General features: G+C 70.6%; 17 protein-coding genes. 3 read left to right on the top strand and 14 right to left on the bottom strand.

Translation table 11 applies throughout. The features are described from left to right. Window positions 1-4 precede the first annotated feature (4 nt). Together A176_RS06135 and A176_RS06130 are read right to left on the bottom strand one after the other, a co-directional pair. Window positions 5-490, bottom strand: a complete 486-nt coding sequence (locus tag A176_RS06135) for a hypothetical protein (protein WP_002634460.1) — start codon at window positions 488-490, stop codon at window positions 5-7. A gap of 15 nt (window positions 491-505) precedes the next feature. Next, window positions 506-967 carry a hypothetical protein gene (locus tag A176_RS06130; protein WP_002634461.1) on the bottom strand — a complete coding sequence of 154 codons (462 nt, stop codon included), beginning with the start codon at window positions 965-967 and terminating at the stop codon, window positions 506-508. A gap of 224 nt (window positions 968-1,191) precedes the next feature. Between A176_RS06130 and A176_RS06125 the strand changes: the two genes are divergently transcribed. After that, window positions 1,192-1,518: a PilZ domain-containing protein gene (locus tag A176_RS06125; RefSeq protein WP_002634462.1), complete on the top strand. Its 327-nt coding sequence runs from the start codon at window positions 1,192-1,194 to the stop codon at window positions 1,516-1,518. A gap of 13 nt (window positions 1,519-1,531) precedes the next feature. Here the strand turns inward: A176_RS06125 and A176_RS06120 are convergent, their stop codons facing one another. After that, window positions 1,532-1,939, bottom strand: coding sequence for a response regulator (locus A176_RS06120; protein WP_002634463.1), 408 nt, complete (start codon window positions 1,937-1,939; stop codon window positions 1,532-1,534). 241 nt (window positions 1,940-2,180) lie between these two features. Between A176_RS06120 and A176_RS06115 the strand changes: the two genes are divergently transcribed. Beyond that, on the top strand, window positions 2,181-3,158 hold the full coding sequence (locus tag A176_RS06115; protein WP_002634464.1) for a tetratricopeptide repeat protein: 978 nt from the start codon (window positions 2,181-2,183) through the stop codon (window positions 3,156-3,158). Window positions 3,159-3,176: 18 nt separating this feature from the next. Here A176_RS06115 and A176_RS06110 read toward each other — a convergent pair whose 3' ends face one another. From A176_RS06110 to A176_RS06070, 9 genes are all read right to left on the bottom strand, one after another. Further along, window positions 3,177-3,545, bottom strand: coding sequence for a hypothetical protein (locus A176_RS06110; protein ID WP_002634465.1), 369 nt, complete (start codon window positions 3,543-3,545; stop codon window positions 3,177-3,179). 100 nt (window positions 3,546-3,645) lie between these two features. Further along, a complete protein-coding gene (locus A176_RS06105; RefSeq protein WP_002634466.1) occupies window positions 3,646-4,356 on the bottom strand; it encodes an SH3 domain-containing protein in 711 nt (236 codons plus the stop codon). Continuing rightward, a complete protein-coding gene (locus tag A176_RS06100; protein ID WP_044889610.1) occupies window positions 4,353-6,236 on the bottom strand; it encodes a BatD family protein in 1,884 nt (627 codons plus the stop codon). Before A176_RS06100 ends, A176_RS06105 begins: the two co-directional genes overlap by 4 nt. After that, window positions 6,220-7,230 (bottom strand): tetratricopeptide repeat protein, encoded by a 1,011-nt coding sequence (locus tag A176_RS06095; protein WP_002634468.1) that lies wholly within the window; start codon window positions 7,228-7,230, stop codon window positions 6,220-6,222. Before A176_RS06095 ends, A176_RS06100 begins: the two co-directional genes overlap by 17 nt. After that, window positions 7,227-8,288 carry a VWA domain-containing protein gene (locus tag A176_RS06090; protein ID WP_002634469.1) on the bottom strand — a complete coding sequence of 354 codons (1,062 nt, stop codon included), beginning with the start codon at window positions 8,286-8,288 and terminating at the stop codon, window positions 7,227-7,229. Before A176_RS06090 ends, A176_RS06095 begins: the two co-directional genes overlap by 4 nt. After that, window positions 8,285-9,295: a vWA domain-containing protein gene (locus A176_RS06085; protein ID WP_002634470.1), complete on the bottom strand. Its 1,011-nt coding sequence runs from the start codon at window positions 9,293-9,295 to the stop codon at window positions 8,285-8,287. The genes A176_RS06090 and A176_RS06085 overlap by 4 nt, the downstream gene beginning before the upstream one ends. Next, window positions 9,270-10,259, bottom strand: coding sequence for a BatD family protein (locus tag A176_RS06080; RefSeq protein ID WP_002634471.1), 990 nt, complete (start codon window positions 10,257-10,259; stop codon window positions 9,270-9,272). The genes A176_RS06085 and A176_RS06080 overlap by 26 nt, the downstream gene beginning before the upstream one ends. Next, window positions 10,256-11,137, bottom strand: a complete 882-nt coding sequence (locus A176_RS06075) for a DUF58 domain-containing protein (protein WP_002634472.1) — start codon at window positions 11,135-11,137, stop codon at window positions 10,256-10,258. The genes A176_RS06080 and A176_RS06075 overlap by 4 nt, the downstream gene beginning before the upstream one ends. A 30-nt stretch (window positions 11,138-11,167) precedes the next feature. Then, a complete protein-coding gene (locus A176_RS06070) occupies window positions 11,168-12,157 on the bottom strand; it encodes an AAA family ATPase (RefSeq protein WP_002634473.1) in 990 nt (329 codons plus the stop codon). A gap of 195 nt (window positions 12,158-12,352) precedes the next feature. Between A176_RS06070 and A176_RS06065 the strand changes: the two genes are divergently transcribed. After that, a complete protein-coding gene (locus A176_RS06065; RefSeq protein WP_044889660.1) occupies window positions 12,353-13,243 on the top strand; it encodes an alpha/beta fold hydrolase in 891 nt (296 codons plus the stop codon). A 63-nt stretch (window positions 13,244-13,306) separates the two neighbouring features. Here the strand turns inward: A176_RS06065 and A176_RS06060 are convergent, their stop codons facing one another. Both A176_RS06060 and A176_RS06055 read right to left on the bottom strand, forming a co-directional pair. Then, window positions 13,307-13,999 carry a helix-turn-helix transcriptional regulator gene (locus A176_RS06060; protein ID WP_002634475.1) on the bottom strand — a complete coding sequence of 231 codons (693 nt, stop codon included), beginning with the start codon at window positions 13,997-13,999 and terminating at the stop codon, window positions 13,307-13,309. A gap of 12 nt (window positions 14,000-14,011) precedes the next feature. After that, window positions 14,012-14,422 (bottom strand): DUF1761 domain-containing protein, encoded by a 411-nt coding sequence (locus tag A176_RS06055; RefSeq protein ID WP_002634476.1) that lies wholly within the window; start codon window positions 14,420-14,422, stop codon window positions 14,012-14,014. Between the last annotated feature and the right edge of the window lie 267 nt (window positions 14,423-14,689).

Here is a 14,689-nt window from a genome sequence, read left to right as displayed (position 1 = left end):
CTCCTCAAACCTGGGTCTGGAGGACCTGCTTGACGCCGCCGGTCGCCTTCTCGACGACCTTGCCGGCGAGGTCGAGCTCCTGGCTCGCCCGGTAGACGTGGGCCTGCAGCGCCAGCAACTCCGCGGCGGAGAAACTGCGGCCGGACTGCGCCAACTGGAGGATGTGGTCCAACCGCTTCTGCGCCTGCCCCACGCGGTCCAGCACCTGCGCGGCCTGCTGCTCGCGAGCCGCCTGCACCGAGTCCACATGTGAGCGGGGCTTCGCCTCCGCGCAGCCCGGCGCCGCGGGCCCCACCCCATCCGCCCGCGCCACGCCGCGTGGCACCGACGTGGACGCGGACTTGGCGGGCCCCTCCGTCGACACCGGAATCCCGGCGCCCTTCGCCGGCCCCTGCACCTCGTCCAGCACCTTGCTGAACCGCTCCCGGCTCGGCTCCACCGCGGGCGACGCGCCCGCGCCACCCACCGGTCCCAACGTGTCCATGGTCATGGCTCGCGTGGCTCCTCAGCGGATGTTGTTGATGGCCGCCTTCGCGGAGTCGTGGCGGACCTTCATGATGTTGGAGACCGCGTTGTGCTCGCGGCTCTCCTTCTGCATCTCGTTCTGGAGGCTCAGGTAGGCCATGTTGAACTTCTGGCCCTCGGCGGCGAGCATCTTCTGGGCCTCGTACAGGTCCCACGCCTCCTGATTGCCCGCGCCCGCGCCCGACGTGCCTCCCGTGTCCGCGGCGGCGGGCATCCCGCCCGCGTGTGCCTTCGGCGCCACCGCCGACACCACCGTCTTCGTGCTGGAGATGGCCGCGCTGACGATGGGCCCCGCCGGAATCATGCCCCCCACCAGGCCCGCGCCCGAGCGCACCACCTCGTTCGCCGCGCGCGCCAGCAGCGTGCCGAAGTCGTTGTGTGGCGTCTGTCTCGGGACGGTCTGGGTGATGGTCAGGGTCGGAATCCGACTGTCATTGGACACGGGCAGCCTCCTGCGGCGAGTTGCCCGGCCCTGTTTCAGCGGCCGTGCCAGCGGGAAACCCCAGCAATCCCAAGCACCTGGACGGCGGCCAGTCCCCTGGCGCGCTCCACGGCCCGGGAGCCGCGTCCAGCAGGCTGGACGGCGCGCGGGCTGGAAACTTGCGTCCGGCGCAGAGTGCCTCAGAGTTGTTGCACCCTGTTGTGTGGAGAAGAGGAGAAACCCCGGTGCGGACGACCGATGGCGGCCCCCAGATTGCTGAGCGCTTTCACCCGCGCGTCGACGCCAACCTGCCGGTGAAGGTGCTCCTCAAGGGCCGCTCGGTGGAGGCTCGCGCCCGAGACGTGTCCATGGCGGGCCTGTTCCTGATGGCCCACCCGTCGGACACCACCCGGCAGCTCACCATCGCGGTGCCGCTGCCCGGCGACCGGGAAATCGTCACCACCTGCCACATTCGCCGCCGTGAAGTGGACGGCGTGGCGCTGGAGTTCGGAGAGCTGGACTGGGACGACCTCATCGCCCTGGCCCGCTACCTCCACCCGCGCCTGCCCTGAAGCCCGCCCGGGCTCAGGGGAGCTCGGACTTCGGCGCGGCTTCCCGGAGCCGCTCCACCAGCGACATCAGCTCGGCGCCCCGGAAGGGCTTGTGGATGTAGCCGTCCGCCCCGGCCTGGGTGGCGCTCTCCATGTCGGAGCGCTTCGCCTTCGCCGTGAGCATGTACAGGGGCACCCCGGCGGTGGCCGCGTCGCTCTTGAGGATGCGGCACACGGAGATGCCGTCGAGCTGCGGCAACACCACGTCCATCAGGATGAGCTGGAACGACCGGCTCTTGGCCAGCTTCAGGCCCTCCAGCCCCGTGGCGGCGCACACCACCTCGACGGTGCCGTCGCTCAGCATGGAACGCACCAACTCCCGGATGACCGGCTCATCCTCGACGAGGAGGATGTGGAAGGGTGCCTGGGAATTGCCAGCCATGGGTCTCCGGACACGAAGCCACTGCGAACGATGCCAATGTCACCCGCCGCGCGCGGTATAGCCCTCCGGGGCTGGACTGCACCAGCGGGGATGCAACGGATTGTGCAGTGCCCCCGTCTCCTTGTTTACGTAAGCCGGACCTGGACTGGATGCCTCCCTTTCGCTCAACCCGGGAGGGTCGCCGGGGTGGCCATGGACCCCTCCAGCGCGGCGACGGCGCGGCGATTATGATGAACCGGTAATGGCCGCTAAACTTGTATGTCCAGAGTGCCAGTCGCCGGTGGGCGGCAACGACTTCCAGTGCACGCAGTGCGGCCTGCTCTTGGATCCGCAGCAGGCCAGCGGGGAATACGTCATCACGGAGCCGACCATCGTCCGTGCCCTGCTGTCGCCGCCCCAGCGCACCCGCACCTTGGAAATCCCCCGACCGCCGCCGCAGCAGGCCACACCGCATGATTTGGCCACGGCCCGCTTCACGGTGCCCATGGACGCGCACACGGTGCCGCACCTGCGCGCCGGGCTGGACGCCGCGCTGCAGCCCCTCCACCCGTTCGAGGCCCACATCGCCTCCTTCATCGACGGGGACCACGCCGTGCCCGAGCTGGCCCGCGCGGCCCGGCTGCCTGAAATCGAGGTGAAGGTCGTCTTGAAGGCGCTGCTGGAGCGAGGCGTGGTGGAGCTTCACCGCCTGCCCGGCGCGCCCGCCATGCGCACGATGACGGAGGAGCTGCCCGTGCTGGATGGCCAGGAGTTCCTCATGCCGGAGCCCATGGCGCTCGGCGACGAGGAGCCGCCCGCGCGGCCCATGGCGGCCTTTCGCGCTCCGGCGCCCTCCCCGCCCCCGGCGCCACCTCGGGCGCCCCCACCCGTGCGGCGGCCAGGCATCGAGCCCGGCTCGGCCGAGGACTTCCTCCAGCGCGCCGTCCGGCTGGAGCGTGACGGCCAGGTGGACCGGGCCATCGACGTGCTCACGCGCGCCATCGCCCGGGTGCCCGAGGCCGCGGTGCTCTACAGCAAGCTGGCCCTCATCCTCGTCCACCAACGCAAGGACTACCGGCGCGCCGTCGAGCTCCTGGAGCGCGCCGTGGCCCTGGAGCCGAACCACCCCGTCTTCCAGCAGAACCTGCTCAAGGTGACGGGCCTGGCGGCCGCGGCGGGCGGCGAGCCCAAGGAAGCCAAACGCGGACTCCTCGCCCGCCTCATGGGCCGCGGGAGCTGACCGGGCCGCGAGCGCGGCTCAAGGCCAGGGGTTGTCCAACAGGCGCTCCGCCTCCTCCAGGGAGAAGGCGAGGTAGGCCTCGTGTCCCACGCGGCGGCTGCTTTGCTGGAACCGGACGGCCGCCGCGACGGAGTGCCCCACCACGCGCACCACCCGGCGGAAACCCCGGACGCGCGCCGCTTCGACGACGCGGTCGAACTGCCCGGAGCTCGACTCCGGCAGCCCCGTCACGCCATGCAAGTCAGAGAGGATGTCCAAGCCGGGCCGGAGCCGCTCCAACGCAGCCAGGGCCGCGTCGCCAATCTGGAGCGCCTCCGCTTCGGTGACGACGCCCCAGAGGCGAATCACCAGCCGGTTCTTGCCAACGAGCGCCTCGACCGAAAACACAGGGCCACGACCTCCTGGCAATACCCGCCATCCCTCCGGAACGAGTCTACTCGCCGGATGGCGGGAACTTCCAGGCTTCCGCGCCTGCGTGCGCGACGGTTCAGATTTCCGCCACGCCGTCCCGCTCGGCCCAACCCTCCAGGCCGTTGGGCAGCCGGATGCGGACGAAGCGGCCCGTCTCCTCGAGCAGCCGGACCTTGAGGCCCGCGTGCACCTCGAAGATGGAGCGGGCGCCGGCCTGGGGCAGCTCGCGCGCCACCAGCGTGGGCGCCAGCACCACCGCCTCGTGCACGGTGGCGCCCACGTAGGCGTGCGTGGCCACCAGCAGTCCGGAGGGCACGGCGATGGCGAACAGCAACACCGCCAGGATGCCCACGGCCGTCCGGCGCCCTGGCGCCAACACCCGCCACAGCAGCACGAGGACGAAGGCCGCCACCCACGTGCCCAGGAAGGTCCACGCCACCACCGGCCCATCCGTGGCCGCCGCCAGCCGGGGCAGGAAGGCGTCCTCCGCGGTGGCGCCCACCACCTTGTCCACCTGCCGCGCGCGCGCCACGGCCAGGTTGGCCTCCAGGTCCGGCGCGACGCCGCCCGCCTTCCGGGCCTGCTCGAGCGCGAGCACCGCGCGGCCCAGGTCTCCCTGCGCCAGGTGCGTGGTGCCCAGGTTGTAGAGGACGTCCGGTCCGCCCTGGCCGTTGGACAGGAGCTTCTCGTAGCCCTCCTTCGCCGCCGCGTAGTCCTCGCGCGCGTAGGCCTCATTGGCCTTGAGGAAGATGTCCTGCGCCTCTTCCGGCGTGTAGTAGCCGCTCACGCCCAGCCCTCCATGGCCGCCGCGGCGGCATCCATGACCTTCTGGCGTTCGGCCGGGTCGCCTCCACCGCCGTAGCGGCCGAAGTCACACGCCTCCAGCACGAAGAGCACCTTGGCGCGCCGCTCCGCGTCCGCGCCCGACGCCGTCAGCCGCTCCGCGAGCGCCTCGCGGGTGAGGCCCACCACGGGCATGCCCAACCGTGCCTCCAGGAAGCCGTGCAGCGCCTTCTCCACTTCGCCGTAGAAGGCCCCCACGTTCGCGCCCGACTGGAGCTTCTCCGCGTCCGCCAGACGCTTGCGCGCGGCCTTCGCCTGCTGACGTCCACGACCCGCCTCGGTGCGCAGCGCCAGCCGCCCGCGCACGCCGCCCATCAGCGCCACGCCCATCAGCAGGCCCAGGGGCGCCAGCAGCGCCGGAACGAAGAAGCCCCGCTGCCACACCGGCACGCCCGGCGCGGCGAACTTCGCCTGGTAGCGCACCGGCCGCAGCCCTCCCGCGGTGAGCACGTTCTTCTGCTCGTTGGCGGCGTCCGTCGAACCCTGCTGCGTCCCCGCGGCCAGGGACGAGGCGCCACCCGCGCCCGCCTCCACCGTGAGCGTCACCGGGTCGGTGCGCGCCACCTCGTACTTGCGGGCGCGCGGGTCGAAGTAGGTGAACTCCAGCGCGGGCAACGTGAAGCTGCCCGTGCGCTGCGGCATCACCAGGTACTCCATCACCCGCCGGCCCTGCACGCGGTGACGCTGCTGCGACACCTTGTCGGAGGTGGTGGGGTCATAAATCTTGAGCGCGGCGGGGCCCTTGAGCACGGGCGGCGTGACGTTCTTCACGTTGCCCACGCCCTCCAACGTCACCTTCACCGTGACGGGCTGCCCCAGCTCCACCTGCGTCTGGGACACGTCCATGGACAGCCGCCAGCTCCCCACGTGGGCGTTGGGCAGGTTCTCCGGCCCGCCCGGCGGCAGCGGCTTCACCTTCACCTTGAGCGCGTTGGAGACGCGGTGCACGCGGTGTCCGGCGAAGAGGAAGCCGGTGGTGATGTCCGCCTCCGCGGGGGTGATGGCCAGCGTGCCGGACTTCACCGGGAAGATGGCGCGGCGGCGCAGCAGGTAGGCGCGGTAGGGGATGCCATCCACGACGCGCTGCTCGCCGGACAACTGCGTGGGGCTCTCCACCTCTTCCGTCCAGAAGCCCTCCAGCTTGGGCATGGTGACGGCGTCCACGCTGGACAGGTCCACGCGCGAGTAGATGTAGAGCGACAGCGTCACCTGCTCGCCCACGTACACGGCGTCCCGGTCCAGGCTGGCGCGCAGGAACAAGTCGGAGTCGCCGCGCGGGATGGTGGGCCGGTCCGGCTCCATCATGTCGCCGAAGGCCTCCTCCATCTGCTGCATCTGCGACTGCATGCTGCTGAAGGGGTCCGGCTGCCGCCCCCGGCCCGACTGCGCCGAGGCGGGAGGTCCGCCCACGCGGCCCTCCCTCACCGTCAGCTCCACCGGCTGCGTGCGGTACGTCTTCCCATTCACCGTGATTTGCGACGGCGGAATCTTGAGCCGGCCCGCGCGCCTGGCCTGCATCGTCAGCACTTGCCGGGTGACATCCTGGATGACCGCGGGGCCGCCGCCGGACAAGGAGATGGAGCGCTGGCTGCTGCGCGAGCTGGAGAGGATGGCGAAGTCGTCCGACTCCGGCACCTTCACCTGGGCGTTGGATGGCGCGTCCACCACCACCACCGTCAGGCGGAAGGTGTCCTCGGTGCCCACCTCCTCGCGGTCCACCGTCTGGTAGAAATCGAGGTCACCCGAGGCCGCCCACGCCGGCGCGGTGGCCAGCAGGGCGAACACGGCGAACACCACGCCGAGGGCGCTACCAGTCCTTCTCATTCGGCTTCCTCTGCTTCTTCTTCTGCTGGAACCGCCAGAGCTGGAGGTTCTTCTCGTTCTGCTTCATCGCATCCAGGAGGCGCTCCGCCTCCTGCCGGTCCAGGTCCGACTGGCTGGAGCCCCCGTCGGCCTCGGAGGCCTCCGAGTCTTCTTCTCCCGCGGTGCCGCCGTCACTGCCACCGTCCTGCGGCTCACCCTCTCCGTCGTCCTGTCCACCATCCGCGCCGCCGTCCGCGCCGCCATCGCCCTTGTCCGGCGGACCCTGGTCCCCACCGTCCGCGCCCCCATCCGAGCCGGCGTCCGAGCCCCCATCTCCGTCCCCACCGTCCGCGCCGCCGTCCTCGCCACCATCGCTGGCGCCACCGTCCGCGCCGCCGTCCTCACCACCGTCCGCGCCGCCGTCGGTGCCGCTGTCCTGCGGCGTGCCACCATCACCCTTCGTGCCGCCATCCTCGCCCGCGTCCGGACGGCCACCATCACTGCCGCCGTCGTCGCCGCCGTCCGTGCCGCCATCCTGGCCACCGTCCTGCGGCGGCGGGAGGTTGCGCAGCACCACCTCGTAGTTGTGGCGGGCCTGCATGTCCTGCGGGTCCAGGGTGAGCGCGCGCCGGTAGGCCTTCAGCGCCTCCTGCCGGTCCCCCGTCGTCGCGTGCAGGTTGCCCAGGTTGTACCAGGCCTTCTGGCGCAGGTCGGCGCGGTTGGACTCCGTCACCGTGTGGAAGAGCGCCTTCGCGTCGTCGATGCGCCCCAGCTTCGCCAGCGCGTCCGCGCGGTTGAAGTCCACCACCACGTCGTTGGGGCGCTCCTTCTTCGCGGCCTCGAACGCGGCGAGCGCTTCGTCGAAGCGGCCGGCCGTGTACGCCTCGCGTCCCTGCTCCACCAGCGGGTGGTCCCGCTCCAGCGGCCCGGCGGCCAGCACGTGCGACGGCATCGCCAGCGTCGCCGCCATCCCCCACGCCAGCCACTTCGTCGCGCGCGGCATCTTCCCGCTCATGGCGACGTCCTCCGGCGCGCGGAGGGCCGCAGCATCATGCCCAGCGCCAGCAAGGCCAGCCCCGGGATGGCGTACGACTGGAAGCGCTCGTCGTAGCGGACCGTCACCCGGCTCTCCAGCTCACTCTTCTGCATCTGGTCGATGCGCTCCACCACCTGCGACATGGCCACGCCGCGCGGCTGGAAATAGAAGGCGCCTCCCGTGGCCTCGGCGACGGCCGTCAGGCCCGCCCGGTCCAGGCGCGAAATCACCGTCTCCCCCGCCGCGTCCTTCTTGTAGTCCACGAACATGCCGCGCCGGTCGAAGACGGGGATGGGCTCACCGGACTCGGAGCCCACGCCCACCGCCAGCACCTGCACGCCCGCGTCCTTCAACTGCTCGGTGGCCTCGGACACGTCGCCGACCAGGTCCTCGCCGTCCGACAGCAGCACCACCACGCGCTCCTTCGAGCCGCGGTCCGCGTTCTCCAGCACCTGCCAGGACAGCCGCAGCGCCGAGCCCACGTTGGTGCCACCCTGTGGCATCACCTCCGGATCCACCGCGCGCAGGAACAGCTTCACCGCCGAGTAGTCCGACGTGAGCGGGGACTGGATGAACGCGTCTCCCGCGAACACCACCAGGCCCACCCGGTCCCCCTTCAGCTCGTCCAGCAGCGTGGACAGCTCCAGCTTCGCGCGCTCCAACCGGCTGGGCTGGACGTCGCGCGCCAGCATGGACTTGGAGGCGTCCAGCGCCACCACCACGTCGATGCCGCGCCGCTTCGTCAGCTCGCTCTTGGTGCCACACTGCGGCTGCGCCAGCGCGAAGCCGAAGAGCGCCAGGCCCAGGCCGTAGAGCCCGCCCTGCGTCGCCGGACGCCACGCCGACACGCCGGGCGTGAAGCGCTCCGCGTGACGTTCGTGCAGCAGCGCGCGGACGCGCGAGCGGCGCCGCAGCGCCCCCACCAACGCGAGCAGGCCCAGGGCCACGCCCACGAGCACCATCAGCAGGAACAGGGGCTGCGCGAGCCCCGCCTGATAGCCGAGCACGGTGAAGCGCCAGGGTTCCACGGGCGTCACGGGAAGACCCTCAGGAAGGAGGCGCGCAGGAGCAGCTCCAGCGCGGCGAGTCCGAAGGCGGCCAGGAGGAAGGGATGGAAGTCCTCGCGGTACGTCGCGCTGGCCCCACCCTCCATCAGCTTCGAGCGCTCCAACGAGTCGAGCACCTTCTGGAGGCCCTCGCGAAGCTGCTCGGGGTCGGTGGCGCGGTAGTACTCACCGCCGGTCCGGTCCGCGATGTCCTGCATCAGCTCCGGGTTGATGGGAATCTCCGTGTCGCGCCACACGGTGTTGCCGAACAGGTCCGTGCCCTGCGGGAAGGGCACCTTGCCGCCCTTGCCCACCAGGATGGTGTAGATGGGCACCTTCAGCGCCTGGGCCATGTTCGCCGAGTCCATGGGCGAAATCTTCCCGGAGTTGTTGTCGCCGTCGGTGATGAGCACCACCACGCGGCTCTTCGCCTCGGAGTCCCGCAGGCGGTTGAGCGAGGTGGCCAGCGCGTCGCCAATGGCCGTGCCGTCCTCCAGCACGCGCGTGCGGAGCTGCTTGATGACTTCCTTCAGCACGCCGTAGTCCAGCGTGAGCGGCGCCTGCGTGTAGGCCGCGCCCGCGAACACCACCAGGCCAATGCGGTCATTCACGCGGTTGGAGATGAACTCGCTCAGCACCTCCTTGGCCACGTGCATGCGGTTCTGCGGACGGAAGTCACCGGCCTCCATCGACGTGGACAGGTCGAGCGCCACCACGATGTCGATGCCTTCCACCGACAAGTCCCGCACGCGCGAGTCACGCACCTGCGGCCGGGCGATGGCGAGCACCGCGGCCGTCACCGCCGCCACGCGCAGCAGAGGCAGCAGCGGCAAGAGGTACGCGCGAAAGCCCCGGCCTCCCTGCAGGAAGACGTGCGCCGCGGAGAAGCGCAGCGTGGCGCGGGTGCGCCGCTCCCGCCATGCCTGCCAGAGCAGCAGCGGCACGAGCAGCAGCCCCCAGAGCGCCTCGGGGTTATTGAACGCGGGGAGCGGCGGCATTGTCAGAAGCCTGGGGCGGCGGTGGCGGAACGTACGTCTGGTCGATGAGCGTGTAACCGAAGGTCAGCGAGGCGCGGCAGGACTCGGCGGAAGCCTCCGCGCGCGCGTACTTCACCATGTCCGACTCGGACACGAAGCGCATCAGCGCGTCCTCCGGCAGTCCCGGCGTGTGCATGCGGCGCAGCGACGCCATCAGCTCGGAGCTGGTGCACTCCAGCGCCTCGAAGGCGTACTGCTCGCCCAGGTAGCCTCGGATGATTTCCGACAGCCGGAAATAGAACTCCTTCACCTGGCCACGCGCCGGCAGGTCCTCCGCCTTCAGCGCGTCCAGCGCCTTGCGCGTGCGCACATCCAGCGGCAGGCGCGGCACCACCACCTGGTGCTTCGGCCGGTTCTTCCACCACCGGAACAGCAGCCACGCGAGCGCCGCCGCGGCCAGCGCGCCCAGCACGATGAACACCAGGCGCCACGAGCGGATGGGGACTTCCTCCGGCGGCTTGTAGTCGAAGAGGTCCGCGCCCTGCCCGTCCGCGTCCGGCGGCAGCGTGGACGTCACCTCCACCGCCTGCGCGGGGGCGGTGTAGCGCCTGGGGCCCTCTGGCGTGGACACGTCGAACGGCAGCGCGGGCACCTCCACCGAGCCCAGCGCGAACGCGGACATCCGCACCCGGAACGTCGTGGTGGCCGACTCCGGCCCGTCCTGGCGCTGGCGCGTCTGGTCCAGGAACTCGAAGTCGCCCGTCTGCTGCGGCACCGCCAGCTCGTAGCGGTGGTCCTTCGGGTGGGTGATGACCACCTCGTAGACGAAGGGGTCGCCAATGCGGACCTGCTGGGGGGCCACGCGCACCGACATGCCTTCCGGCTTGGCGAGTTCGACGCCCGCGTCCGCCGCCGGGGCCTGCGCCCGGGACGGGGAAGCGGCCAGCGCGCAGCACAGCATCAGGAGAGGAAGAAGCCGCGTCACGCCGCCATCCTCCGGGCCCGCGCGCGGAAGAAGTTCGCGAGCGCCTTGCCGTGGTCGTCGCCCGCGCGCAGCTCCACGTGGTCCAGCTCCAGCTTCTTGAACAGCTTGCGCCGCTCGTCACGCGCGGCCTGCATGGCCCGGGCGAAGCGGCCTCGCACGCGCGGGTCACTGGTGTCGACGACGAAGCGCTCGCCCGTCTCCGGGTCCTCCATGTCCACCAGCCCCAGGCGCGGAAACGCCTCTTCCAGCGGGTCCGCCACGACGACGGGCACCAGGTCGTGCTTGCGCCCCACCAGCTTCAGCGGCTTCTCGTAGTCGCGCGCCTGGAAGTCGGAGACGAGGAACGTCACCGCCTTCCGCTTCGCCACCTGCGTCAGGTAGTTGAGCCCCACCGCCAGGTCCGTGCCCTTGCCCGCGGGCTGGTACGTGAGGATGTCGCTCACCAGCCGCAGCACGTGCGTGCGGCCCTTGCGCGGCGGCACCACCTTCTCCACCCGGTCCGAGAAGAGGATGAGCCCCACCCGGTCGTTGTTGGCGATGGCGCTGAAGGCGATCTGCGCCGCGACCTCCGCGGCGATCTCCGACTTGGTGCGCTCGCGCGAGCCGAACTCCTTCGACGCGGAGACGTCCACCACCAGCATCACCGTCAGCTCGCGCTCCTCGGTGAAGACCTTGACGTAGGCCTCGTCCATGCGCGCGGTGACGTTCCAGTCGATGATGCGAATCTCGTCACCGGGCTGGTACTGGCGCACCTCGGAAAAGGCCATGCCCCGGCCCTTGAAGACCGAGTGGTACTGGCCAGCAAGCATGTCGGAGACCACCTTGCGGGTGCGAATCTCCAGCTTGCGGATGCGGCGGATGAGGTCCTTGGGAAGCACGGGGCGCCTGGCGGGCTCTGGGAGTGAGGGTCAGGGGACTTCGACGCGGTCGAACACGCGCTGGATGATCTTCTCCGGCGTGAGGTCCTCCGCCTCCGCCTCGTACGTCATCGCCACGCGGTGGCGGAGCACGTCGAAGGCAATGGCCTTCACGTCCTCCGGCGTGACGAAGCCGCGGTGGCGCAGGAAGGCGTGCGCGCGCGCGGCCTGGGCCAGCGCGATGGTGGCGCGAGGCGAGGCCCCGAACTGGATGTAGTCCGCCAAATCCTTCAGGCCGTACTTGGCGGGCTCACGCGTGGCGAACACCACGTTGAGGATGTAGTCCTTCACCTTCTCGTCCATGTAGATGTGGTGGACGAGCTCGCGGGCGCGGACCAGGTGCTGCAGGTCGATGACCCGCTGCGCGCGCGGCGAGGAGCCACCCGACATCCGGTCCATGATGACCTTCTCTTCGTCGCGCGTCGGGTAGCCCACCTTCACCTTGAGCATGAAGCGGTCCACCTGCGCCTCGGGCAGCGGGTAGGTGCCCTCCTGCTCGATGGGGTTCTGCGTGGCCAGCACGAGGAAGGGCGAGGGCAGCCCGAAGGACTGGTCACCGATGGTGACCTGGCGCTCGGCCATGGCCTCCAGGAGCGCGGATTGCACCTTCGCCGGGGCGCGGTTGATTTCGTCCGCGAGCACGATGTTGGCGAAGATGGGGCCCTTGCGGACGGTGAAGTTCGCCGCCTGCTGGTTGTAGATCATGGTGCCCACCACGTCCGCGGGCAGCAGGTCCGGGGTGAACTGGATGCGCATGAAGGTGGCGCTGAGCGAATCAGCGACGGTGCGCACCGTGAGCGTCTTGGCGAGGCCGGGCACGCCTTCCAGCAGCACGTGTCCGTTGCACAGCAGGCCAATGAGGATGCGCTCCAGCATGTAGCGCTGCCCGACGATGACCTTGCTGGTTTCCTGGTTGAGGACCTCGACGAAGCTGCTTTCCTGCTGCACGCGTTCGGTGAGCGCGCGAATGTCGGTGTTCATGTCGCCTCGTGTCGGACTGGCGGCGGGCAGCCTAGGGTTTACAGGGTATCCGGCTCAACACCGCAGAGGGCCGCGCATTCCAGTAAGTTGCCCGTCCGTCCGCTCCTCCTGGAGTGTCCTCCCCATGTACCACTCACAGCCGCCACGCCAACCCTTGTTCCACTCCCGGCGGACCGCCGCGTGCTGGGGCACACCATGAAGGCCCCCGCCGTGGGGCCGGTGGAGGCCGCGCTGCTCGCCCAGTTGGCCCCGGCCGTCTCGGCGACGGTTCACTGGTTGCCGGGCGGAGGGGCCCTCCGGGTCCTGGAGGCGGGCACGGGCCCCACGGTGGTGCTGCTGCACGGGCGCGGCGGCGCGGCCTCCCAGTGGTTCGCCTATCTGACGGCGCTGGCCCGGAGCCACCGGGTGCTGGCGGTGGACCTGCCCGGCTTCGGCTTGTCGTCCCCCACCGAGGGCCCCCTGGCCACCGCCGAGGACGGGCTGGCCTTCTTCACCGCCCCCGTCGAGGCGCTGCTGGCCCGGCTCGCCCCCGGCCCGGTGTCCGTGGTGGGCCACTCGCTGGGCGGGCTGGTGGCGCTGGAGCTCGCGCTGCGCGCCCGGGTGCCCGTGGAGCGACTGGCCCTGGTGGACGCCATGGGCCTGGGGCCCGAGCTGACGCGCAAGGCCCGCCTCTTCTTCCACGCCGGACCGGAGCGCCTGGCTCGCTCCCTGGGCCCCTGGGCCTGGGCCCGGATGATGCCGCCCCCGCCAACGCCCCTGGGTCAGCGGCTGGGCGCCCTGGAGTACGAGCTGCTCGCCCGGCCGGGAGCCAGCCCCGAGGCCCCCCGGGCCTTCAACCGGCTCGTGCCCGTGACAGGCGCCGTCTTCCACCGCGAGGAGAAGCTCGATTCCGTGACGGCGCCGGTGCTCCTTGTCTGGGGTGAACACGAGGAGGTCCTGCCCGTCTCCCTCGCCGAGCAGGCGGCACGGCGCCTCCCCAACGCCCGGCTCCTGCGCCTGGACGCGGGCCACAGCCCCCACCAGGAGCGCCCGGAGCGCGTCCTCCCGGAGCTGAAGGCGTTCCTCGCCGGGGCCCCAGAAGCGTGAGGCTCGCACCGCGGTCCGAGACAGGCTGCCCGTTCACGAGGGATGGCCGGCGCCCACGCCCCGCTACGTCTTCGACGGACGCCGCTGGGCTTCCCAGCGCCGGCGCAAGGCGGAACGGCGCTCCGGGTACGGCGCGTCGAGGAAGTCCACGCTGAGCAAACGCTCCGTCCTGAAGTATCGAAAGTCCCGACGCAGCTCACACCACGCAATCAACACGCGGACGCCGGTCACGTAGCCCACGAGAAAGGGCCACACCGTGCGCTGGCTCATCGTGCCTTCCGCGTCGGCGTAGTGGATGTGAAGCTTCAATTGCTTCCGCGACCACTCCCGCAGTCGGCCCACGTCGACAGTTCCGTCCGGCTGCCGCTGGCTTGGGGGTGGAATGCCCACCACGGGGTCGTCGACCAGTTCGCGCAGGTGCTTGGGAACGATGGCGGCGACCTTCGCCAGGACATCTCCCGCCGCGGCCGACAACGTCTTGTCCGCGTTGGCCGCCACCCATTGCGCGCCGAGCACCACCGCCTCGACCTCGCTCGGCGTCAACATCAGCGGCGGCAGGTCGAAGCCGCGCTCGAGCACGTAGCCGACCCCCGCTTCTCCGCGAATCGGCACGCGACGCGACATCAACGCCGCGAGGTCCCGGTACACCGTGCGTTGACTCGTCTCGAGCTGCTCGGCGATTGAACTGGCCGTCATCGGCCCCTTCGCCCGCCGCAGCACCTGCAGAATCTCGAACAAGCGGTCAGCGCGTCGCATGCGTCCTCTGCGCTATGCCATCGCGGTCAGGATAGCGCAGCTCACGAGGTTGCTGACCAGGAAGTACGGCGCGTTGATGACGCCGTACAGGAGCGGCCGCGGGATGTTCGGGTTGATGGCCACGTTGAACACCGTGGCGACGATATAGCCGACGCCGCTGAGGGCACCGAACACGAGCGCATCCGGCATCGCGTCGATGTGAAGCGCACGCAGCAGCATCGCGTTCCCCAGCGTCACCACGAGCATGCACACTTGGGGCCCCGCGATGAAGAGCGGCTCTGGCTTGCGGCCCACGAGGTCGGTGCGCCCGAGCGCCAGCGCGTACGGCTTCGGGATGACCCCCATGTACCACACCGCGCCGAGCATCCCCTGCGCCGCCGCCGAGAGAAGAACCGCGAACCCATTGAGTGAAAGCGTGAACATCGTTTGCGTCCCGTGTCGAGGTGAGACGCATGAGGTACCGCCACCCTGTTGCCACCGTGGTGGCAGCAGCGAATCGCCTGCTGCACACCGTCGACATTCACCCCGGACCGGCCACCGCATGAACGTGCTTCACGAACGGCCGCCCGGCAGGCCGGCGCCCCGACGCATTCCGGGCGACACGGCCCGGTCCGGAGGTCGGAGCTCGTCCTGGCGGCGCTTGTCCTGGCCCTCTCGGATGGCGACCGTCCCGCTGTGTCATCCACGGAC

It is taken from the genome of Myxococcus hansupus (assembly GCF_000280925.3).
Lineage (GTDB): Bacteria > Myxococcota > Myxococcia > Myxococcales > Myxococcaceae > Myxococcus > Myxococcus hansupus.
The sequence above is the reverse complement of the archived record's forward strand: the minus strand, read 5'-3'. Positions and strand labels throughout refer to the sequence as shown.